Source organism: Streptomyces afghaniensis (assembly GCF_044327915.1).
GTDB classification, from domain to species: Bacteria; Actinomycetota; Actinomycetes; order Streptomycetales; family Streptomycetaceae; genus Streptomyces; species Streptomyces afghaniensis.
The window spans coordinates 40,415-61,371 of the sequence record NZ_JBIRGJ010000010.1 but is presented as its reverse complement, the minus strand read 5'-3'; the positions used below and the strand labels follow the sequence as shown (position 1 = coordinate 61,371).

Below are 20,957 nucleotides of genomic sequence, written 5' to 3'. Positions count from 1 at the left end.
GGGGTGACAACTCCCAGCCAACTCGGAACAGTTCGGAATCCGACTGCGTACCCTGAAGGTCGACGCGGCCTTTCGGATTTCCGAACCGGAAAGCCGACCGTGCCGAGGAGGTGGAGTGGCGTCGCTGGTGCTCGAGGAGCTCGACCGGTTACGCAGGCGGGCCGAGGCACGTCTCGCCGACCGTGAACTCCGCCTCGTACGGAGCAGGCTGGCCGAGGAGTCCGGCGTTTCGGTCAAGACGATCAGCGACTGGTTCAACCACAAGCACGCGCCGCGGAACCTCGACCACCTGCTCGCGGTGGCCCGGATCCTGGCCCGCTGGGCCGAGCTGCCTCCCCCGGTGCCACGCCAGTGGTCCGCGCTGATGGCGGCCGACCGCGCGCCCGAGGCGCCATCGCAGGAGAGGACGCCACCGTCGCCGCCGGCGGTTCCCGGCGTAGGCGACCACGGTCCCGATCCGCTGCCGGGCCCCGAGGGCCGGACCGCTCCCGGGCGGCCCGTCGGCGAACTCGCCGACCCGTTCTCGCTGGAGGTCCACCGGGCGATCGAAGTCCCCCCGGCCGCCGGGCCGTGGGACAACGGCAGGAGCGAGACGCTGCCCCTCCTCCCGGCCTATGTCGAACGCGTACACGACACCCGGCTGCGTGAGGTGGTCCAGCAGGCCGCCGACGGCGTCAGCGGCATGGTCGTCCTGGTCGGCGGCTCCTCCTGCGGCAAGACCCGGGCCTGCTGGGAGGCCGTGCAGGAACTCCCGGCCGGCTGGCGGCTGTGGCACCCGATCGCCCCCGACCGCCCGCAGGCGGTGCTGGCGGACCTGGCCGCGGTGGCTCCGCGGACGGTGGTGTGGCTCAACGAGATGCAGCACTACCTGCTGACGCCCACCGACTCCGTCGGCGAGCGCGTCGCCGCCGGACTGCGTGACCTGCTCGCGGAGCCGGACCGGGCCCCGGTGCTCGTCCTCGGCACGATGTGGCCCGAGTACTGGGCCACCCTCACCGGCACGCCCCAGCCCGGCCTCGCCGATGCCCACCCGCAGGCCCGGGTCCTGCTCAGCGGCGCCGTCGTACCCGTGCCGGACACCTTCAACGGCCCGGCCCTCAAGGCGCTGCGGGTCGCCGCCGGCGGCGACCCCAGGCTGGCCCGGGCCGTCGCCGAGGCCGAACAGGGGCAGATCACCCAGTACCTGGCGGGCGCGCCCTCCCTGCTCGACCGCTACCGGGCCGCCCCCACCGCGGCGCGGGCGCTGATCGAGACGGCGATGGACGCGCGGCGGCTCGGCCACGCCCGGGCGCTCCCGCACGCGCTGCTGGAGGCCGCCGCCCCGGGCTACCTCACCGACGGCCAGTGGGACACGCTCGGCGAGGACTGGCTGGAGCAGGCACTGGCCTACACGGCCGCGCCCTGCCATGGCGCCCGCGGCCCCCTCACCCGGATGCGGCCCCGGCCCGGCGACCCGTATCCGGCCCAGCCGCACTACGTCCTCGCCGACTACCTGGAACAGGAGGGCCGCACCAACCGCCGGACCGCCGGCGTGCCCCCGCAGCTGTGGAACGCGCTCGTCGACCACGCCGCCGTCGGCAGCCACGTCGACATCGCGCGCTCGGCGGGGCTGCGCGGTCTCAAACGGCTCGCGGTCCGCGCCTACTCCGTGGCCGCCGCGCACGGCGACACGTTCGCGCTGCTCCAGGCCGCGAAGGTGCTGCGCGAGGCGGACCGGACCGACGAGGCGATCGCCTGGTACCAGCGGGCCGCCGAGGCCGGCGACTCGTTCGCGCTGCGGCAGACGACCGCCCTGCTGCGCGAGGCGGGCCGCACCGACGAGGCGATCGGCTGGTACCGGCGGGCGGCCGAGACCGGCGACAGCGAAGCCCTCCAGCAGACACTCGGGCTGCTGCGCGAGGCGGGCCGCACCGAGGACGCGATGGGCTGGCTGCTGCGCCGTGCCGAAGCCGGTGACGTCAACGCGATGCGCAGGCTCGCCTACGAGTTGCAGAGCGAGGGACACCCTCAGGACGCGTTGCCCTGGTACCGGCGGGCGGCCGAGGCCGGTGACATCGACGCCATGCGCAGGGCGGCCGGCCTCCTGCGCGAGGCGGGTGCCCCGGACGAGGCGCTGACCTGGTACCGGCGGGCCGCCGAGACGGGCGACACCTACGCGTTGCAGCAGACGGTCGGCCTGCTGCGGGAGGCGGGGCGCACCGAGGAGGCCGTCCGCTGGCTGAGCGCCCGTGCCAAGACCGACGACGCCTTCGCCTTCCAGCAGATGGTCGATCTGCTGTGGACGGCGGGCCGCACCGACGACGCTCTCGACGCCCTGCGCGCCCGGGCCCGGTCCGGGCACGTCTCGGCGCTGCTGCGGGCGGTGTCGCTGCTGCGGGAGGCCGGACGTGCCGACGAGGCGGTGGAGTGGCTGACGGCACAGGTCGAGACGGGGGACGCGGGCCTGCGCCGCCCCTTGGTGGATCTGCTGCTGGAGTCGGGGCGCGGCGAGGAGGCCATAACGTGGCTGCGCGGCTGGGCCGGGACCGGTGACACCAGTGCGCGGCGGCGGGCCGTGGACCTGCTGCTGGAGGCGGACCGCACCGAGGAGGCCGTCGCCTGGCTGCGGGAACGGGCCGAGGCCGGCGACGTGGACGCCCTGTGGCAGGCCGCCTCCCTGCTCCAGCAGGAAGGCCGCACCGACGAGGCGCTGACGTGGTACGCCCGTGCCGCCGACGCCGGGCACACGTCCGCGCTGCTCCAGGCCGGTGACGTCCTGCGGCGCACGGGCCGGGTCGCCCAGGCACTCGAGTGGTACCAGCGGGCGGTCGACGCCGGGGAGACGGACGGCGCCCAGCAGATCGTCGACCTGCTGCTGGAGGCGGACCGCACCGAGGAGGCCGTCGCCTGGCTGCGGGAGCGCGCCGAGGCCGGGGACACGGACGCCCTGGGACAGGCGGCTTCCCTGCTCCAGCAGGAGGGGCGCACCGACGAGGCGCTGGAGTGGTACGAACGCGCCGCCGAAGCGGGTGACGTGGACGCGCTCTGGCAGGGTGCCTTCCTCTCCCAGGAGGAGGGCCGTACGGACGAGGCGCTGACCTGGTACGGCCGCGCCGCGGAGGCGGGCGAGACCAGTGCGCTCAGCCAGGCGGCGAGCCTGTTGCAGGGCGCGGGCCGGACCGACGAGGCGCTGGAGTGGTACGAACGCGCGGCGCGGGCCGGCGACTCCGAGGCACTGTGGCAGGCGGCCTGTCTGCTGCAGGAGGCGGGCCGGCGTGACCAGGCCGTCGCCTGGTACCGGCGCGCGGCGGAGGCGGGTGACGTGGACGCGCTGTGGCAGACGGCGTTCCTGCTGCGGGAGGCCGGCCGCACCGACGAGGCGATCGACTGGCTCCAGGACCGCGCCGAGGCCGGATGCGAGTTCGTCCTGTGGCTGGCCGGCGACCTGCTGAGGGAGACCGGCCGCCCCGCCGAGGCCCTGGCCCGCTACCGGCGGGCGGCGGAGACGGGCGACACCTTCGCGCTGCGCTGGGCCGCGGAACTCTCCCAGGAAGCGGGCCGGACCGACGAGGCGCTGGAGTGGTACGAACGCGCCGCCGAGGCCGGGGACATCAGCGCCCTGCGCCAGGGTGCCGAACTCCTCCAGCGGACCGGTCAGGTCGACGAGGCGCTCGCCTGGTGCCGGCGGGCCGGCGAGTCGGGGACGGTTTTCGCCCTCCACAGCGCGGTCGACCTGCTGCGCAGGGCGGGCCGGGAAGCGGCCGCGGACCAGCTCGCGCGCTACGGCTGGGAGCCGGGCGGGGACATCGCGCAGCCGTGGGAGGCACGGCCGCCGGGGTGACCGCGACCGCGGTCGCCTCCCGTCGGGGTGTGCGGCGTCAGTCGTCGAACCCCGTGGCCCGGGCCCGCTTCTCCCACGCCTGGACCTCGTCGCGCACCTGGTCGAGATGGCCGAGGACCGCGCTGACGCCGTCGTCGCCGAGGGGCAGCCGCAGCGGCGTGGAATCGGCGTCGAGCGCGGCCAGGATGAGGGCGGCGGCCTTGGCCGGGTCGCCGGGCTGGGTGCCGTCACCGCCGGCGACCAGGCCGCGGGTCTCGCTCACCTTGCCGTACACGCCGCTGTCCGCACTGGCACCGGCCCGCCCGGTCTCGAACAGGCCCGTGCGGAACGCGCCCGGCTCGACGATCAGCACCTTGACGCCGAACTCCGCGACCTCGTCCGCGAGCCCCTCGGACATGCCCTCCAGGGCGAACTTCGTGGCGCTGTACGCCGAGAAGCCCGCGAAGGACAGCTGCCCGCCCATGCTGCTCATCTGCACGATCGCGCCCGACCGCCGCTCGCGCATGTACGGCAGCACGGCCCGGGTGAGGGCGGCCGGGCCGAAGACATGCACCTCGAACAACGCCCGCAGCTCCTCCTCGGTGGTCTCCTCGAAGGCACCGACATGTGTCCGGCCGGCGTTGTTGACCAGGACGTCGATCCGCCCGTGCCGCGCCACGACGTCCCCTACGGCGGCCTCGGCGGCGCCGGTGTCGGCGACGTCCAGGCGCAGGGCCTCCACCCGGTCGGGGTGGGCGGCGACCAGATCGTCCAGCGCCTCGGGGCGCCGGGCCGCGCCGACCACCACGTCGCCCGCGGCGAGGGCCGCCTCGGCGATCGCCCGCCCGAAACCACTGCTCGCGCCCGTGATCAGCCACACCTTGTTCATGACAGCTCCCCGTCTCGATGTCGTTACGCCGACCACCCTCTCGCCCGGCCCGATGCCCGGTCCAAGACATTTGGTGATAACCAATGGCTATGACCCTCGACGTTCATGTGCGCGACCTGCGCTACTTCGTGGCGGTGGCCGAGGAACTGCACTTCACCCGAGCCGCCGAGCGCCTGTACGTGTCGCAGCCCGCGCTGAGCAAACAGGTCCGGGCGCTGGAACGGCAGTTGGGCATCGAGCTGTTCCGCCGCGACCGGCACGGCGTGGCCCTCACCGACGCCGGTACGGCACTGCTGCCGCACGCCCGGCGGGTGCTGGCGGACTGGGCGGAGGGGGCGGCCGCGGTGGAGGCGGCCCGGGCGGCGCAGCACAGCACGCTGGTCGTGGGCATGAGCACCAGCCCGGTCCGGGGCGGCCTGCTGCCCGCGATCCGCTCCCGCTTCACGGCCGGGCACCCGGAGGCCGTCATCCGGCTGCGGCAGGTCAACTGGGAGGACCCGAGCGCGGGCCTCGCCGACGGCGCCGCGGACGTGGCCTTCGTCTGGCTGCCGCTGCCCGGCCAGGAGCGCTACGACTGGACGGTCGTCGCCGAGGAACCGCTCATGGTCGCCCTCCCGGACACGCACCCCCTGTCCGACCGCACCGAGGTCGACTTCACGGACCTGCTCGACGAGCCGTTCCTCGCGCTGCCGAAGAGCACGGGCCCGCTGCGCGACTACTGGCTGGCCCTGGACGCCCGCGACGGCCGGCCTCCCCGGATCGGCGCCGAGATCGCGAGCACGGAGGAGACGTACGAGGCCCTGACCGCCGGTCTCGGCGTGTGCCTCGTGGCCGCGGGCAACGTCCCCCTGCTCACGCTGGGCGGCGTGACCGCCCGCCCGGTGCGTGGTGTCAGGCCCAGCCGCTACGTCCTGGCCTGGCGACGGGAGGACGGGCGACGTCCGCTGGTCCGGGCGTATGCGGAGGCCTGCCGACGGGTCACGGGCCGTTCATGAACATCTCGTTGCACGCCACCCCCGTAGCCCTCCGGGCCGCTGATACTGACCGGGCGTTCGAAGGGCCGGGGGAAGCGGGGCGACAGTGGACTGGACCGTGTGGGGCGGGCTGGCCGCCGGGCTGGTGATCGCGACCGTGACCGCCCCGGTCGGAGTGTCCGGCGCGGTGTTCCTGCTCCCGGTCCAGCTGAGCGTCTTCGGCGTGCCCAACCCGGCGGTCACCCCGACCAACCTGCTGTACAACGTGGTGGCCGGACCCGGTGCCCTGTGGCGCTACCGCCACGACGGCGCGCTGCGCGGCGACCTCGCCCGGCGCCTGGTGCTGGGCACGCTGCCCGGCGTCGTCATCGGCGCCACCGTCCGGGTCTTCGCCCTGCCCGGCCCGGGGGCCTTCCGGCTCCTGGCGGCCGCACTGCTGCTGCCGCTCGGCCTGTGGCTGTTCCTGCGCGCCCTCGCCCCGGCCCACCACCGCCCGTCGCCCAGGGGCGAGGTGGTGCCGGGCGAGTTGGCCCCGCACACGCTGACCGGCCTCGCGCTGGCGGTCGGCGTGGTCGGCGGCGTCTACGGCATCGGCGGCGGCTCCCTGCTCGGCCCGATCCTCGTCGGACGCGGCCTGCCCGTCGCCCGCGTCGCCCCGGCCGCGCTCGCCGCCACGTTCGCCACGTCGCTCGTCGGCGCCACCGCCTACGCGCTGTTGTCGCTGATGAGCTCCGGAGAGGTCGCCCCCGACTGGTGGCTCGGCCTCGCCTGCGGCACGGGCGGCCTCATCGGCGGCTACCTCGGCGCCCGCCTCCAGCCCCGCCTGCCCGACCGCGCCCTACGCCTCCTGCTCGGCGCCCTCGCCACGGCCGTCGGCGCTCTGTACGCCGCCCAGACCCTGAACTGAGTTGCTCCGTACACACGGCCTGCCGATTCCTCGAATTCGTCACCCGGGCGACCGGAACCGTGAGCGACTCGTGGCACGCGTCGTGTTGGGGCCGACCGCGCGCCGGACACGTTCGGGTCAGGTCGTCAGTCGGTGAAGACGAGACTGACGTTGTGCCCGCCGAACCCGAACGAGTTGGCCGGCGCCGCGGACCACTGCCCGGTGCGCCGCTCACCGCCCACCACCTGTGGCATCCCTGCAGGCCACGTCCTCTGAATTGCCGGGAACTGCCGGGCGCTCAGTGTGAGAGCAGCGCGCCGAGGTCGATCTTCCCGCTCTGCACTTGCGCTTCATGGGGCTCGTTGAGCCCGCCGTCGGTGATGTACAGCCGCTTGCCGCGCACCGCGGTGGCGGTGGGCGAGGCGAGGCCGTCCGAGGCGGTCAGCACGGTCCTGGTGGTGCCGTTCGGGTAGACGACCGCGATTTTGTTCTGTGAGTTCAGCGCGGCGAACACGACGTTGGAGTGGTCGCTGAGGAAGTTGAAGTCATCGATGCCAGTGAGGCCGCTGGTGACGATGTGGACCCGGCCCGGAGCTCCGGTAGCGGTGACGGGGATCCGCAGCAGGGTGCCCTTGCTGAGGTTGGAGACCCATACGGCGCCGTTGTGGAAACGGAGTCCGTTCGCACCGTACGGCACGGGCGCGGACGCCTTGATCGCGAGGGCGGGGTCGACCAGCCACGCGGTCGCGGGACCGCCGGAGACCGGGACCGCCCAGACGGTGCCCATCTGGCTGTCGGCGACGTACAAGGTGCGGCCGGCCGGATCGATGGCCAGACCGTTGGGGACTCCGCCTGCGGGCAATGCCGCGATGCGGTGAGGAGTGCCGCCGGGCGGCAGCATCCACACCCCGTTCCGGGAGGCGTCGGAGGACCACACGTTGTAGTAGACGGTGCCGTCGTGGCCGCGAGTGTTGCCGGTGATTCCGTCGCCCTTCTGCCCGGTGACCAGCACCGTGCGGTGCCCGGACGGTGCGATCCGCACCAGTGCCGGCCGTTCGCCCGCGGGCGTGCCCACCATCGAGACGGTCAGTGAATTGTCCGGGGCGACGGTGATGTTCTCGGGCACGTCGCCGGTGGCGAAGTCGAAGGCGGCCACGGTCTTCACGTGGGTGACGGCGGGCTGCGCGTCCGCGTGTCCGGTCGCGGCGGACGCGAACGGTGCCGAGACGATGACGGCTGCCGTCGCGGAGATCGCCGCGAGCTTGAACGGCTTCTTCATGGATATTTCTTTGGTGATCATTGGGCTCTTTCCTTCGGGGTGATCAGCGCCGTGAAGCCTCGCCCGTGGTAGCCGACGCCGGCGTTGTGGATGACCGCGTCGAAGGTGCCCAAGTCGTTGACCTGGGTGGCCACATCGCAGGTCCCGGCGATGCTGGAGAGGTCGCCGACGGCGACGCCCGCATTGTCCGGGAGCGCGGCGTGTGCGTCTCGGGCCCGGGTGTTGTTGCGTGCGTGGAGCGCCACCGTGTGGCCCTGCCGCAAGAGCAGTTGGGCGGCCATCAGGCCGAGGCCGTCGGTGGAACCGGTGATGAAGATGCGAGCCATGAGTATGTCCTGAGGGGTTCGGACCCCGGCCAGTCGCTAGTCCGGGTCGCTGACCCGATGGCTCGTGGTGACCTTGAGGGGTACGGCGAGCAGAGGGAGGAGTTGCTCGACGACCTTCGTCACGTTCGGATGCTCGGCGTGTTCCGCGACGGCTTCGGGCGAGGCCCAGCCGTCGACGATGTAGAAGGTGTCGGGCTCGTCCGACATGATGTGGCGCTCCGCCGACTTGGCCGTGGTCATGTGGATTCCTCCGTCAGTTCTGGCCGGCGTAGACGCGGGTCATGCCGCCGTCCACGACGAGGTCGACGCCCGTGATGTAGCGGCTGGTGTCCGAGGCCAGGAAGACGAGGGCGTCGCCGATGTCCTCGGCCGTCCCGACGCGTCCCGCCGGGATCTCCTTCGCGACGCGCTCGACGTAGGCGGCGATGTCTTCGTCGGTCAGCTTCTGTTCGTGGCTGTAGCCCTCGGTGGGCACCACTCCGGGGCTGATCGAGTTGACCCGGATCCCACGGTCCTTGAGGTCCGTCGTCCAGCTGCGGGCGAGGGAGCGTACCGCCGCCTTCGACGACGCGTAGACGGCGAACCCGGGCAGCCCCATGTCGGCGGTGATCGACGCGTTGAGGACGATGGACGCGCCGTCGCGCAGGACGTCCAGCACGCTCTGCACCGTGAGGATGACGCCCTTGATGTTGATGCCGAGCTCGCTGTCGATCTGCTCCTCGGTCAGCTCGGCAAGAGGCGTGGCGTGTCCGCCACCCGCGTTGGCGAAGAGTATGTCGAGGTGGCCGTGCGCCGCCTTGATCGTTTCGGCGACGCGCAGCATGTCGCTCTTGCTCGTGACATCGGCCCGGATCCCGGTGGCGGACGGGCCGAGCTTCTCCGCGGCGGCGTCGAGCACGTCCTTGCGCCGGCCTGTGATGTAGACAGTGGCTCCCTCTTCGATCAGACGCTTGGCGGCGCCGAAGCCGAGTCCGGTCGTGCCGCCGGTGACCAGGGCGATCCGCCCCTTGAGTGCCTGTGATTCCATGTGAACTTCTCCTGATGGGCAGGGCCTTCCTGACGAAGCGCCTCGAAACGACGCTTCGTCAGGAACGGGCCGATGGAGGCCGGTGACCTACCGGTTGATGGTCTTCTGCTGCGCTGCGGTGTACCGCTCGCCCTTGATCTGCACCTGGGCAACGGCCTCTTCGATGCGCCTGAGGTCCTCGGAGGTCAGTTCCACGTTGTCGGCGCCGATGTTCTCTTCGAGGCGGTGCAGCTTCGTCGTGCCCGGGATCGGTACGATCCACGGCTTCTGCGCCAGCAGCCACGCGATGGCGGTCTGAGCCCGGGTCGCCTGCTTGGCGTCCGCGATCTCACCCAGCAGCGCGATCAGTGCGAGGTTGGCCTCACGCGCCTCTTCCTCGAAGCGCGGCAGCACGTTACGGATGTCATTGGCCTCGAACTTCGTGTCCTGACTGATCGCGCCGGTCAGGAAGCCCTTGCCGAGCGGGCTGAACGGCACGAAGCCGATGCCCAGTTCTTCCAGGGTCGGCAGGATGGTCTCCTCGGGCTCGCGCCACCACAGCGAGTACTCGCTCTGCAGGGCCGTGACCGGCTGGACCGCGTGGGCCCTGCGGATGACGTCCTCACCCGCTTCGGACAGGCCGAAGTGCTTGACCTTGCCTTCCTGGATGAGATCCCGGACCGTGCCGGCGACCTCTTCGATCGGCACGTCGGGGTCCACCCGGTGCTGGTAGAACAGATCGATGCGGTCGGTCTGCAGACGCTGCAGGGACTGCTCGGCGACCAGCCGGATCCGCTCCGGCCGACTGTCCAGCCCCGCCGTGGGGTTTCCGTCCTTGAACCCGAACTTCGTGGCGATGGAGACCTGGTCGCGCACCGGCGCCAGTGCCTCGCCCACCAGCCTTTCGTTCGCTTCCCCGTACGCCTCCGCGGTGTCGAAGAGCGTCACACCGCGCTCGGCGGCCGCCCGGATCAGCTTGATGGCCTCACCCGTGTCCGCGGCCGGGCCGTAGCCGAAGGTCATTCCCATGCAGCCGAGCCCGATCGACGACACTTCGAACCCGCTGTTTCCCAGTTCACGCTTCTTCATTTCGTTCTCCTTTCGATTGGCCACGAGCGACGCCAACGCCCTGGCCGGTGTGGGTCCTGATGGTCGTGAGGTGCGCCGGACGTGTGGTCAGTCCGCTTCGTCGCATGGGGTGTTGCTCCAGATGGGTCGCCGCGGGGTCAGCTCGCGTCGGCGCCCTCGACGATGTTCTTCAGCTGGGTGATCGCAGGCCGCGTCGCGGGAGCGGCCGGGTGCCGGCGCTGGTTCAGCCGAAGGAGTCGGCCCTGATGCTGTCCGGGTCGGGACCGCCGCGCAGGCCGGTGTCGAGGGCGTCGACGGCGGCCGTCTCGTCGGCGGTGAGCGCGAAGTCGAAGATGCCGATGTTCTCCAAGATGCGGTGCGGCGTGACGGACTTCGGGATCGCGGACAGGCCGTGCTCGATGTGCCAGCGCAGCACGATCTGCGCGGAGGTCTTGCCGCACCTGGCGGCGATCTCAGTGATGACCGGGTCCTGCAACGGGCTCTTGCCCGCGTGCGGTGCGTCGGGCCAGTACAGGTTCACCGCGCCGAGGGGCGAGCACGCCTGGGTGACGATGCCCTCGCCGACCTCCTTCTCGTTGCCGTAGACGGCGGCGGTGTCGATCAGTCGGTAGCCGTGCTGGAGCGCGGTCGTGACCGCGGTGGCGGTCTCCTCCGGTGGGTTCTGGAAGACGCCGAGGCCGAGCGCGGGCATCTGCACGCCGTTGTTCAGCGTGATCATCGTGCTCTTGCCAGTCATGGTGGTTCCTTGCATGAGCGGGGACGGACCGATACGAGGTTCGATACCGGTCGGCCCCGAAGCGGGGCACTGACCATGCAACCGGGAACGGACACGATGAGGGAGTCTTTGCTGTGAGGGGTAACAGCAGGGACCCCCAGCGGCATATGCGCAGGCCGAAGCCCCGCCCTTGCTGCCGGCGGCAGCCGGAGAAGGCGGGGCTGTGGACGTCGGTTCAGTTCTCGGAGTCCGCCTCGGCGGCCTGCACATCCGCGGCCTCGGCCGTGGCGGACCAGCTCGCCAGCAGGTTCAGCGCGTCCGCGGCGGCGGAGCCGGGGGCCGCGTTGTACAACGCCACGACGAGCCCCGAGCCGTCCGGCAGGTTCATCGATTCGAAGTTGAGCTCCAGCTCGCCGACGACCGGATGCCGGAGGCGTTTCGTCCCGTCATGGAAGACGTGTACGTCGTGGGCGCCCCACATCACGCGGAAGGCGTCGCTGCGCGTCGACAGCTCACCGATCAGGTTCGACAACTCGCGGTCGTACGGGTTCTTGCCCGCCTCGATCCGCAGCGCGCCCACGGCGCCCTTGGCGATGCGTTCCCAGTCAACATAGAACCGCCGGGCCGCGGGGCTGAGGAACACGAACCGCACGGTGTTCGCCCCGCAGACCGGATCGGCGTACATCTCCGAGAACAGTGCGCGACCGAGCGGGTTGGCGACCAGAATGTCGAATCGGTGGTTCTTCACGAACGCCGGCATGCCCGGCATCCCGTCAACGATGCGCTGCACGCTGGGCCGCACAGCCGGCCGGGCAGTCCGGCGCCGCACACGGGCGGGCGTCTTGTTCGCCGCCCGGGCCAGGTCGTACAAGTGCGTGCGCTCCGTGTCGTCGAGCCGCAGAGCCTGGGCCAGCGCCTCCAGGACGCTGTCGGAGACACCGCTGAGATTGCCGCGCTCCAGACGCGTGTAGTACTCGACGCTGACGCCAGCGAGCGTCGCGACCTCGTTCCTGCGGAGCCCGGCCACCCGGCGTTGGCCGTACACGGGCAGACCGGCCTGCTCGGGCGTGATCTTGTCACGGCGAGACTTCAGAAAGGCACTGATTTCGGCGCGGTTGTCCATGAGGCCAGGCTAGGTTCGCCGCTCACGAACTGAGAGACCCTGTCATTACCCCTCACAGCAGTAACCCCCAACACCAGCCCCTTCCAGTAGCGCGGAGCCGCAGGTCAGAGGGGTTCGCCGCTGGATACCTGCCCGCCCCGGGCGGGATGCGGATCACGGGAATCCCCGGGCTGCGCCGCGAGGAGGTCGCCCAGCTCGTCGGCGTGAACACCGCTTACTACACCCGGACGGAACGCAGGAACCTACGCGGCGTCTCCGAGAGCGTCCTGCGCTCACCTCGCCCGCACCCTACGCATGGGCGAAGCCGAGACCCAGCACCAGTTCGACCGCGCCCGCGCCGCCTCCGACGGCACCAGGGCGCGCCGTGCCGCCCACCCCTCACGCAGAAGCGCACACGGTAAACCCAGCGCGGGCATTCTCATCCCATCCCAGCACCATCCCAGCACGGGAAAGAGCAAGGGGCCCGACCTCGAAGAGTCGGACCCCTCCTGAACTGCATGTTTGCCAGATCAGCGAAGTGGTGCTGTGTCAGCCGCTACACATTGAAGCGGAACTCCACGACATCCCCGTCCTGCATCACATAGTCCTTGCCCTCCATGCGGGCCTTGCCCTTCGCGCGGGCCTCCGTCACCGAGCCCGTCTCCACCAGGTCGTCGAAGGAGATGACCTCCGCCTTGATGAAGCCCTTCTGGAAGTCGGTGTGGATCACGCCGGCGGCCTCGGGGGCCGTGGCGCCCTTCTTGATGGTCCAGGCGCGGGATTCCTTGGGGCCGGCCGTCAGGTAGGTCTGGAGGCCGAGCGTGCGGAAGCCGACGTGGGCCAGCGTCGCGAGGCCGGGCTCCTCCTGGCCGACGGACTGGAGGAGCTCGAGGGCCTCGTCCTCGTCGAGCTCGGCGAGGTCCGCCTCCAGCTTGGCGTTGAGGAAGATCGCCTCGGCGGGGGCGACCAGGGCGCGCTGCTCGTTCTTGAAGTCCTCGTCGACCAGTTCGTCCTCGTCGACGTTGAAGACGTAGAGGAAGGGCTTGGTCGTGAGCAGGTGCAGGTCGTGGAGGGGCTCGTTGCGCTCGCTGCCCTGGACGATGCCGTGCGCGAAGAGCGTGTCGCCCTTCTCCAGGATCTCCTTGGCCTCCTCGACCGCCTTGACCTTGGGCTGGATGTCCTTCTTGATCCGCGACTCCTTCTGGAGACGCGGCAGGACCTTCTCGACCGTCTGGAGGTCCGCGAGGATCAGCTCGGTGTTGATCGTCTCGATGTCGTCCTTGGGCGAGATCCTGCCGTCGACGTGCACGACGTTCTCGTCCTTGAAGGCGCGGATGACCTGGCAGATCGCGTCGGACTCGCGGATGTTCGCGAGGAACTTGTTGCCCAGGCCCTCGCCCTCGGACGCGCCGCGCACGATGCCCGCGATGTCGACGAAGTCGACCGTGGCCGGGAGGATCCGCTCCGACTTGAAGATCTCGGCCAGCTTGCCGAGCCGCGGGTCGGGGACGCCGACGACGCCGACGTTGGGTTCGATCGTGGCGAACGGGTAGTTGGCCGCCAGCACGTCGTTCTTGGTCAGGGCGTTGAACAGGGTCGACTTGCCGACATTCGGCAGACCGACGATTCCGATCGTGAGCGACACGTTGCGACTTCCCGTGAGTGGAGAGGGCAGGGGGCCAGGGGACCGGCCGATCCACCAGTCTACGGCGTACCCGGAACCGTCCCGGCGGCGTATCGAACGCTTGGCCAAGCCTGGGTCCACGGCGTGTCTGAAGGCCTATTCGGCATATTGAACGACCTAAGTTGGTGCGGTGGAGCGATACAGGACGCGACCTGCCCAGTACGGACCGCGACACGACCGGCCGAGATCGTCCCTGCCACCGCAGGCGGGACGCGGAGCGGGCGGCGGGGCGGTGCGAGCGGTCCGGCAGCCTGGACCGCAGCGCCGTCCCCCGTCGGTACGGCGACCCGCCCCCGCGCCGGCACCTGCCGCGGCGCGGTTGCCCAACCCCCGGCTGACCGGGCTGGGCAGCGGGTTGTTCTGCGCGCTGGTGATGTTCCTGCTCGGCCTGGTCTGCGCTGTGCTGTTCGGGGCGTCGCTGACGGCGTACGGGGTGTTGTTCCTGCCGGTGTGCGTGCTCACCGCCGTCTGGGTACGGCGCGGGGATCTGATGACCGCGCCCGTCGTCGTGCCGATCGCCTTCGCCGTGGGGCTGCTGCCGATGGCGGACGGCGACGGTGGTGCCGGCGGCAGGCTGATGGGGCTGGTGACGGCGCTCGCGACGCAGGCCGGGTGGCTCTACGGCGGCACACTCGTCGCCGGGCTGATCGTGCTCGTCCGTCGCGTCCGTCTGGTGCACCGGCGACGGACGGCGGGTGGGGGGCGCCCGCCGACGTGACGGCCGGGCGCGTCCGCCGACGTGACAGCCGGGTGCGTCCGCCGACGTGACGGCCGGGTGCGTCCGCCGCGTGACGGCCGGGTGCGTCGGCCTGCGTGACAGCCAGGGCACGTTCCGCCAGATGCGGCAGCCAGCGCCCACCCGCCAGGGCGCCGGCCAACACACGTCCGCCCGGCGTGACAGCCGGGGCGCGTCCGCCGCGTGACAGCCGGGCGCGTCGGCCTGCGTGACAGCCAGGGCCCCTTCCGCCAGGTACGACAGCAGGGCACGTTCCGCCAGATGCGGCAGCCAGCGCCCACCCGCCAGGGCGCCGGCCAACACACGTCCGCCCGGCGTGACAGCCGGGGCGCGTCCGCCGCGTGACAGCCGGGCGCGTCCGCCTGCGTGACAGCCAGGGCCCCTTCCGCCAGATGCGACAGCAGGGCACGTTCCGCCAGATGCGACAGCCAGGGCACGTCCGCCAGGGTGCCGGCCAACACACGTCCGCCCGGCGTGACAGCCGGAGCCGCCCCCCCGGCATGAGCGCCGGGACCGCCCGCTCTAGTGTCCCGCCGCCCGCATCGCCGCCCCCACGATCCCCGCGTTGTTCTGCAGCTGTGCCGGGACGATCTCCGCCTTGATGCCCTCGATGTGCGGCAGGAACTTGTGTGACTTGCGGCTGACACCGCCGCCGATGATGAACAGCTCCGGCGAGAACAGCATCTCGACGTGGGCGAGGTACTTGCGCACGCGGTGCACCGCCCAGTGCTCCCACGTCATGTCGTGGTCCTCCCGGGCCTTGCTGGAGGCCCGCTTCTCCGCGTCGTGCCCGTCGAGCTCCAGGTGGCCCAGCTCGGTGTTGGGGACCAGGACGCCGTCCACGAAGACCGCGCTGCCGATGCCCGTGCCGAACGTGAGCACGATCACCGTGCCGCGGCGGCCGCGGCCGGCGCCGAAGTTCATCTCGGCGACGCCCGCCGCGTCCGCGTCGTTCCCCACCGTCACCGGCAGACCGCCCAGCCGCTCGCCGAGCAGCACGCGCGCGTCGGTGTCGATCCAGCTGTCGTCGACGTTCGCCGCCGTCCGGATCGTCGCTCCGTCGGTGACCACGCCCGGGAACGTGACCCCCACCGGGCCCGTCCAGCCGAAGTGGTCGACGACCTGCTTGACGCCGTCGGCCACCCCGTCGGGCGTGGCCGGCTGCGGCGTGAGGACCTTGTGGCGCTCCTGAGCCAGGTCGCCCTTGTCCAGGTCCACCGGGGCACCCTTGATCCCGGAACCGCCGATGTCCACACCGAAGATCTGCATGGCCCTACGTTACGACGAGGGACCGACAGTCACCGGCCGTACGGCGATCCCCGCCCGGCGGCTCCCCGATCACTCCCCGGAATCCTCACCGGTTCCGGCGCCGCGGCGCTCGGCGACCAGCGCCGTCGCCTCCTCGCGCAGGTCGCGGCGCAGCTCCTTGGGCAGCGAGAAGGTGATGGACTCCTCGGCCGCCTTGACGATCTCGACGTCCTCGAAGCCGCGCTGCGAGAGCCACTCCAGGACCTGCTCGACCAGGACCTCCGGCACGGAGGCGCCCGAGGTGACGCCGACCGTGGAGACACCCTCCAGCCAGGCCTCGTCGATCTCGTCGGCGAAGTCCACGAGGTACGCCTCGCGGGCTCCGGCGATCTTGGCGACCTCCACGAGCCGCTTGGAGTTGGAGGAGTTGCGGGAGCCGACCACGATCACCAGGTCCGACTCGGCGCCCATCTGCTTCACGGCCAGCTGGCGGTTCTGCGTGGCGTAGCAGATGTCGTCGCTGGGCGGCGAGATGAGCTGCGGGAACTTCTCCTTCAGGGCGTCGACGGTCTCCATGGTCTCGTCGACGGACAGCGTGGTCTGGGAGAGCCACACGACCTTGGACGGGTCGCGGACCTCGACCTTCTGCACATCGCCCGGGCCGTCGACGAGCTGGATGTGCTCGGGGGCCTCGCCGGAAGTGCCGATGACCTCCTCGTGCCCCTCGTGGCCGATCAGGAGGATGTCGTAGTCCTCGCTCGCGAAGCGGACGGCTTCCTTGTGGACCTTGGTGACCAGTGGGCAGGTGGCGTCGATGGTGGCGAGGCGGCCGCGCTCGGCCTCCTCGTGGACGACGGGGGCTACGCCGTGCGCCGAGAACATGACGATGTTCCCCGGCGGCACCTCCTCCGTCTGCTCGACGAAGATCGCGCCCTTCTTCTCCAGGGTCTGCACGACGTACTTGTTGTGGACGATCTCGTGCCGGACGTAGACCGGAGCGCCGTACTGCTCCAGCGCTTTCTCGACGGCGATCACGGCGCGGTCCACACCCGCGCAGTAGCCACGGGGGGCGGCGAGCAGGACACGGCGGCCAGGCGAAGCAGACATGCGTCCCATCGTAAGGCCGCGTTCGGCGGGGAGAAGATCGCGCCGCTGTGGAGTCCCTGAGAAGACTGACAGGGCGTGACGTGACTGACGGATCCCGCCCCCCGATGGCGGCTGATCCGCGTTGTCGGTGGTGGCCACTACGCTCGCGTGCATGGCTGTGAACACGTCTCCGGAATCCCCGCTCCCCGTCGGTGAGGTGTCGCGGCTCATCGGGGGGTGGATCGACCGGCTCGGGGCGGTGTGGGTCGAGGGGCAGATCACGCAGTTGTCGCGGCGGCCGGGCGCCGGTGTGGTGTTCCTGACGCTGCGGGACCCCTCGTACGACATCTCGGTCAGCGTCACCTGCTACCGGCAGGTGTTCGACACCGTCGCGGACGTGGTGAGCGAGGGCGCCCGGGTCGTCGTCCTCGCGAAGCCCGAGTGGTACGCCCCCCGGGGGCAGCTGTCGCTGCGGGCGGCCGAGATAAGGCCCGTCGGGGTCGGTGAACTGCTGGCGCGCCTGGAGCAGCTGAAGAAGGCCCTCACGCGCGAAGGCCTGTTCGCGCCGGAGCGCAAGAAGCCGCTGCCGTTCCTGCCGCAGCTCGTCGGGCTGGTCTGCGGGCGGGCCTCGGCCGCCGAGCGGGACGTGCTGGAGAACGCCCGGCACCGCTGGCCCGCCGTGCGCTTCGAGGTGCGCAACGTCGCCGTGCAGGGCGTGCACGCCGTGCCGCAGGTCGTGCAGGCCGTGAAGGAGCTCGACGCGATCGAGGCCGTGGACGTGATCATCGTCGCGCGCGGTGGCGGCAGCGTGGAGGACCTGCTGCCGTTCTCCGACGAGCAGCTGATCCGGACGGTGGCCGAGTGCCGTACGCCCGTGGTGTCCGCGATCGGGCACGAGCCCGACAACCCGCTCCTCGACCACGTCGCCGACCTGCGCGCCTCCACCCCGACCGACGCCGCGAAGAAGGTCGTGCCGGACGTCGGCGAGGAGTACGAGCGGGTGCGGCTGCTGCGGGACCGGGCGCGGCGGTGTGTGGCGGCGCTGGTGGAGCGGGAGGAGCGCGGGCTGGCCCACGCGCTCGCGCGGCCGTCGATAGAGGACCCGCACCGGATGATCGACGAGCGCGCCGACCACGTGGCGGACCTGCTCGACCGGGGCCGGCGCTGTCTGCGGCACCAGCTCGACCGGGCCGACTCGGAGCTGACGCACACGCACGCGCGCGTGGTGGCCCTCTCCCCCGCCGCGACCCTGAAGCGCGGGTATGCCGTCCTGCAGAAGGCGGACGGGCACGCGGTCCGCGACCCCGGCGAGGTGGCGGCCGGCGAGGCCCTGCGCGCGCGGGTCTCCGAGGGTGAGTTCTCCGTACGAGTGGACACATAGGGTGGGTGGATGACCAGCGAGGTTGATGAGACGCCGGGCATGACCGAGGCGCTCGGGTACGAGCAGGCGCGGGACGAGCTGATCGAGGTCGTCCGCCGCCTGGAGGCGGGCGGTACGACGCTGGAGGAGTCCCTCGCGCTCTGGGAGCGCGGCGAGGAGCTGGCCAAGGTGTGCCGGCGCTGGCTGGACGGGGCGCGGGCGCGGCTGGACGCGGCGCTGGCGGAGGAGACCGCGGACGAGGCGGACGCGGAGTAGCACGGGCCGTTCACTGTGAGGTGAGACACGACACCCCAGAGTTGGTTGAACGTTGAACTTCACTCGCGTACGGTCGGAGCCATCAGACGTACCCGCTCGAGAAGGTCCAAAGGTTCATCCATGTCTCTCGCCCTTGACCCCGCCGCGCAGGACCTGCTGTTCCGCGAGGCCCGCACCGCCAACACCTTCACCGACGAGCCGGTGACCGACGAGCAGGTGCAGGCGATCTACGACCTGGTCAAGTACGGCCCGACCGCCTTCAACCAGACCCCGCTGCGCATCACCCTGGTCCGCTCCCCCGAGGCCCGCGAGCGCCTGGTGCGGCACATGGCCGAGGGCAACCGGCCCAAGACGGCCTCCGCCCCGCTGGTCGCGATCCTCTCCGCGGACAACGAGTTCCACGAGGAGCTGCCGCACCTGTTCCCGGCCATGCCGCAGGTGAAGGACCTCTTCTTCGCCGAGCGCCCGGTCCGCGAGAACGCCGCCACGCTGAACGCCGCCCTCCAGGCCGCGTACTTCATCGTCGGCGTCCGCGCCGCCGGTCTCGCCGCCGGCCCGATGACCGGCTTCGACTTCGAGGGCGTGCGCAAGGAGTTCCTGGACGACGACCACACCCCGCTGATGGTCGTCAACATCGGCCGTCCGGGCCCGGACGCCTGGTACCCGCGCTCCCCGCGCCTGGAGTTCGATCAGGTCGTCACGACCGTCTGACCAGCGGACACGAAACGGACACGAGAAAGGCCCCAGGTATTCGCCGGGGGCCTTCTCCATGTGCGCTCCGCGAGTACAGAGCCTCACTCCGTCTTCAGCGCGTCCGCCATCTTGCTCAGCTGCGCGAACGACGCGGTGCCCGTCACGACCGTCGTCGAGCCCTTGGTGCCCTCCAGCACCAGCGCGTCGTACCGGCCGCCCTCGTAGCGGGTCCAGGTCCGGCCGTCGATCCTCTCGGTCTTCCCGGTCTCCCGCGCGCCCTGGGTCGCCTCGTCGACGAAGACGGGGCGCCGCTGAGTGGACTGCTCGACTGCCACGTACTCACCCTCGGGGTCGTGGAAGCCGAGGTGCCAGGCGTCGAACTCGTCGCCCTGGAAACGGACGGAGGTGGCCTTCCACGCGGCGGGCAGGCCCTGCGGCGCGGCGATGGGGTACGAGGCGGCACGGCGTGCCGTGAGCAGCTCGACCCGGTAGTCGACGCGCTTGAGGTCGGGCGGGCTGTCGTCGTGGGGGATGAAGAGGTATATGACGCCCGCCACGAGGACGATGACTCCCATGGAGAGGATCATGTCCCGCGCCGTCTTCTGCTTGCCGTTCGTGCCTGCCACACCCCTATCGTCGCAGGTCTCCAGCGCGCTCATCCGTGGGGGCCCCTGCTCATTTTGCGGTCTCGACGATAGAGTCGGGCAACAACACCCTCATCCGGCCGTCGTCGTACAGAAAGGTGCGCTCCGATGACCGAGCATCATCACTTGCCGTCCGAACTCGATGTGCCCTCCGAGGCCCCCGACCGCAACCTCGCCCTGGAACTGGTCCGGGTCACCGAGGCAGCGGCGATGGCCGCGGGCCGTTGGGTCGGGCGGGGTGACAAGAACGGCGCCGACGGTGCCGCGGTGCGTGCCATGCGGACCCTCGTCTCCACCGTCTCGATGAACGGCGTCGTCGTCATCGGCGAGGGCGAGAAGGACGAAGCCCCGATGCTGTTCAACGGGGAGCGCGTGGGCGACGGGACGGGTCCCGAGTGCGACATCGCCGTCGACCCGATCGACGGCACCACGCTGACCGCGAAGGGCATGACGAACGCGATCGCGGTGCTGGCCGCCGCCGAGCGCGGGTCCATGTTCGACCCGTCCGCCGTCTTCTACATGGACAAGCTCGTCACCGGGCCCGAGGCGGCCGACTTCGTCGACATCAACGCGCCGGTGTCGGTGAACATCCGCCGGGTCGCCAAGGCCAAGCGGTCCGCGCCCGAGGACGTGACGGTGGTGATCCTGGACCGGCCGCGGCACGAGGGCATCATCAAGGAGATCCGGGACACCGGCGCGCGCATCAAGCTGATCTCCGACGGCGACGTGGCCGGCTCCATCCTGGCGCTGCGCGAGGGCACGGGCGTCGACCTGCTGCTCGGCATCGGCGGTACGCCGGAGGGCATCATCTCGGCCTGTGCGGTGAAGTGCCTGGGCGGCACGATCCAGGGCAAGCTGTGGCCCAAGGACGACGAGGAACGGCAGCGGGCGATCGACGCGGGCCATGATCTCGACCGGGTGCTGATGACGGAGGACCTGGTCACCGGGGAGAACGTGTTCTTCGTGGCGACCGGGATCACCGACGGGGAGCTGCTGCGGGGCGTGCGGTACCGGGCCGAGACCGCCACGACCGACTCGATCGTGATGCGGTCGCGGTCGGGGACGGTGCGCAGGATCGATTCGGAGCACCGGCTGAGCAAGCTGCGGGCCTACAGCGCGATCGACTTCGACAAGGGGAAGTAGCGCGCACAGGGGTGGGGCTCGG

The 20,957-nt window shown here is 71.3% G+C and carries 20 protein-coding genes; 8 read left to right on the top strand and 12 right to left on the bottom strand.

All coding sequences use genetic code 11. From position 1 onward, the window contains the following. Positions 1-115: 115 nt before the first annotated feature. Positions 116-3,820: a tetratricopeptide repeat protein gene (locus ACH4G3_RS34590; protein ID WP_397628197.1), complete on the top strand. Its 3,705-nt coding sequence runs from the start codon at positions 116-118 to the stop codon at positions 3,818-3,820. A gap of 37 nt (positions 3,821-3,857) precedes the next feature. Here the strand turns inward: ACH4G3_RS34590 and ACH4G3_RS34585 are convergent, their stop codons facing one another. Continuing rightward, positions 3,858-4,688: an oxidoreductase gene (locus ACH4G3_RS34585; RefSeq protein ID WP_397628196.1), complete on the bottom strand. Its 831-nt coding sequence runs from the start codon at positions 4,686-4,688 to the stop codon at positions 3,858-3,860. Between the two features lie 89 nt (positions 4,689-4,777). On the opposite strand from ACH4G3_RS34585, the gene ACH4G3_RS34580 reads away from it, so the two are divergent. Next, positions 4,778-5,683, top strand: a complete 906-nt coding sequence (locus ACH4G3_RS34580) for a LysR family transcriptional regulator (RefSeq protein ID WP_397628195.1) — start codon at positions 4,778-4,780, stop codon at positions 5,681-5,683. A gap of 85 nt (positions 5,684-5,768) precedes the next feature. Then, entirely contained in the window at positions 5,769-6,569 is an 801-nt protein-coding gene (locus tag ACH4G3_RS34575) for a TSUP family transporter (protein ID WP_397628194.1), read from the top strand. Positions 6,570-6,846: 277 nt separating this feature from the next. On the opposite strand, the gene ACH4G3_RS34570 is transcribed toward ACH4G3_RS34575, so the two are convergent. The 8 genes from ACH4G3_RS34570 to ychF all read right to left on the bottom strand — a co-directional run bounded on the left by ACH4G3_RS34570 (position 6,847) and on the right by ychF (position 13,710). Then, entirely contained in the window at positions 6,847-7,848 is a 1,002-nt protein-coding gene (locus ACH4G3_RS34570) for an SMP-30/gluconolactonase/LRE family protein (protein ID WP_397628193.1), read from the bottom strand. Then, complete coding sequence (locus tag ACH4G3_RS34565) at positions 7,845-8,153, bottom strand: SDR family NAD(P)-dependent oxidoreductase (protein WP_397628192.1); 309 nt, start codon at positions 8,151-8,153, stop codon at positions 7,845-7,847. The genes ACH4G3_RS34570 and ACH4G3_RS34565 overlap by 4 nt, the downstream gene beginning before the upstream one ends. 36 nt (positions 8,154-8,189) lie before the next feature. After that, on the bottom strand, positions 8,190-8,393 hold the full coding sequence (locus tag ACH4G3_RS34560) for a putative quinol monooxygenase (RefSeq protein WP_397628191.1): 204 nt from the start codon (positions 8,391-8,393) through the stop codon (positions 8,190-8,192). A gap of 13 nt (positions 8,394-8,406) precedes the next feature. After that, on the bottom strand, positions 8,407-9,180 hold the full coding sequence (locus tag ACH4G3_RS34555; RefSeq protein WP_397628190.1) for an SDR family NAD(P)-dependent oxidoreductase: 774 nt from the start codon (positions 9,178-9,180) through the stop codon (positions 8,407-8,409). An 87-nt stretch (positions 9,181-9,267) separates the two neighbouring features. Next, a complete protein-coding gene (locus ACH4G3_RS34550; RefSeq protein WP_397628189.1) occupies positions 9,268-10,248 on the bottom strand; it encodes an aldo/keto reductase in 981 nt (326 codons plus the stop codon). Between the two features lie 223 nt (positions 10,249-10,471). Beyond that, entirely contained in the window at positions 10,472-10,984 is a 513-nt protein-coding gene (locus ACH4G3_RS34545; protein ID WP_397628188.1) for an aldo/keto reductase, read from the bottom strand. A gap of 214 nt (positions 10,985-11,198) precedes the next feature. Next, positions 11,199-12,086: a helix-turn-helix transcriptional regulator gene (locus ACH4G3_RS34540; RefSeq protein WP_397628187.1), complete on the bottom strand. Its 888-nt coding sequence runs from the start codon at positions 12,084-12,086 to the stop codon at positions 11,199-11,201. A gap of 535 nt (positions 12,087-12,621) precedes the next feature. Continuing rightward, positions 12,622-13,710, bottom strand: coding sequence for a redox-regulated ATPase YchF (ychF, locus tag ACH4G3_RS34535; protein WP_397628186.1), 1,089 nt, complete (start codon positions 13,708-13,710; stop codon positions 12,622-12,624). A gap of 169 nt (positions 13,711-13,879) precedes the next feature. Here ychF and ACH4G3_RS34530 point away from each other — a divergent pair, with 169 nt between their 5' ends. Continuing rightward, positions 13,880-14,467, top strand: coding sequence for a DUF6542 domain-containing protein (locus ACH4G3_RS34530; protein WP_397628185.1), 588 nt, complete (start codon positions 13,880-13,882; stop codon positions 14,465-14,467). 540 nt (positions 14,468-15,007) lie between these two features. Here the strand turns inward: ACH4G3_RS34530 and ppgK are convergent. After that, complete coding sequence (ppgK, locus tag ACH4G3_RS34525; RefSeq protein WP_397628184.1) at positions 15,008-15,754, bottom strand: polyphosphate--glucose phosphotransferase; 747 nt, start codon at positions 15,752-15,754, stop codon at positions 15,008-15,010. A 69-nt stretch (positions 15,755-15,823) separates the two neighbouring features. Beyond that, complete coding sequence (locus ACH4G3_RS34520) at positions 15,824-16,849, bottom strand: 4-hydroxy-3-methylbut-2-enyl diphosphate reductase (RefSeq protein ID WP_397628183.1); 1,026 nt, start codon at positions 16,847-16,849, stop codon at positions 15,824-15,826. A gap of 142 nt (positions 16,850-16,991) precedes the next feature. Between ACH4G3_RS34520 and xseA the strand changes: the two genes are divergently transcribed. From xseA to ACH4G3_RS34505, 3 genes are all read left to right on the top strand, one after another. After that, positions 16,992-18,200 (top strand): exodeoxyribonuclease VII large subunit, encoded by a 1,209-nt coding sequence (gene xseA, locus ACH4G3_RS34515; RefSeq protein WP_397628182.1) that lies wholly within the window; start codon positions 16,992-16,994, stop codon positions 18,198-18,200. 9 nt (positions 18,201-18,209) lie between these two features. Then, entirely contained in the window at positions 18,210-18,455 is a 246-nt protein-coding gene (locus ACH4G3_RS34510) for an exodeoxyribonuclease VII small subunit (RefSeq protein ID WP_020275876.1), read from the top strand. A 120-nt stretch (positions 18,456-18,575) separates the two neighbouring features. Further along, positions 18,576-19,166, top strand: a complete 591-nt coding sequence (locus ACH4G3_RS34505; RefSeq protein WP_397628181.1) for a malonic semialdehyde reductase — start codon at positions 18,576-18,578, stop codon at positions 19,164-19,166. A gap of 83 nt (positions 19,167-19,249) precedes the next feature. Here the strand turns inward: ACH4G3_RS34505 and ACH4G3_RS34500 are convergent, their stop codons facing one another. Further along, entirely contained in the window at positions 19,250-19,774 is a 525-nt protein-coding gene (locus ACH4G3_RS34500; protein ID WP_397628180.1) for a DUF4245 domain-containing protein, read from the bottom strand. A gap of 126 nt (positions 19,775-19,900) precedes the next feature. On the opposite strand from ACH4G3_RS34500, the gene glpX reads away from it, so the two are divergent. Beyond that, on the top strand, positions 19,901-20,935 hold the full coding sequence (gene glpX / locus ACH4G3_RS34495; protein WP_020275873.1) for a class II fructose-bisphosphatase: 1,035 nt from the start codon (positions 19,901-19,903) through the stop codon (positions 20,933-20,935). Positions 20,936-20,957 lie beyond the last annotated feature (22 nt).

Coding starts and splice junctions, on each gene's coding strand:
- ACH4G3_RS34550 (WP_397628189.1), bottom strand. CDS start 10,248: ATGAAGAAGCGTGAACTGGGAAACAGCGGGTTCGAAGTGTCGTCGATC.
- ACH4G3_RS34565 (WP_397628192.1), bottom strand. CDS start 8,153: ATGGCTCGCATCTTCATCACCGGTTCCACCGACGGCCTCGGCCTGATG.
- xseA (WP_397628182.1), top strand. CDS start 16,992: ATGGCTGTGAACACGTCTCCGGAATCCCCGCTCCCCGTCGGTGAGGTG.
- ACH4G3_RS34580 (WP_397628195.1), top strand. CDS start 4,778: ATGACCCTCGACGTTCATGTGCGCGACCTGCGCTACTTCGTGGCGGTG.
- ACH4G3_RS34510 (WP_020275876.1), top strand. CDS start 18,210: ATGACCAGCGAGGTTGATGAGACGCCGGGCATGACCGAGGCGCTCGGG.
- ACH4G3_RS34505 (WP_397628181.1), top strand. CDS start 18,576: ATGTCTCTCGCCCTTGACCCCGCCGCGCAGGACCTGCTGTTCCGCGAG.
- ACH4G3_RS34545 (WP_397628188.1), bottom strand. CDS start 10,984: ATGACTGGCAAGAGCACGATGATCACGCTGAACAACGGCGTGCAGATG.
- ACH4G3_RS34540 (WP_397628187.1), bottom strand. CDS start 12,086: ATGGACAACCGCGCCGAAATCAGTGCCTTTCTGAAGTCTCGCCGTGAC.
- ACH4G3_RS34555 (WP_397628190.1), bottom strand. CDS start 9,180: ATGGAATCACAGGCACTCAAGGGGCGGATCGCCCTGGTCACCGGCGGC.
- ACH4G3_RS34520 (WP_397628183.1), bottom strand. CDS start 16,849: ATGGGACGCATGTCTGCTTCGCCTGGCCGCCGTGTCCTGCTCGCCGCC.
- ACH4G3_RS34585 (WP_397628196.1), bottom strand. CDS start 4,688: ATGAACAAGGTGTGGCTGATCACGGGCGCGAGCAGTGGTTTCGGGCGG.
- ppgK (WP_397628184.1), bottom strand. CDS start 15,754: ATGCAGATCTTCGGTGTGGACATCGGCGGTTCCGGGATCAAGGGTGCC.
- ACH4G3_RS34570 (WP_397628193.1), bottom strand. CDS start 7,848: ATGATCACCAAAGAAATATCCATGAAGAAGCCGTTCAAGCTCGCGGCG.
- ACH4G3_RS34560 (WP_397628191.1), bottom strand. CDS start 8,393: ATGACCACGGCCAAGTCGGCGGAGCGCCACATCATGTCGGACGAGCCC.
- glpX (WP_020275873.1), top strand. CDS start 19,901: ATGACCGAGCATCATCACTTGCCGTCCGAACTCGATGTGCCCTCCGAG.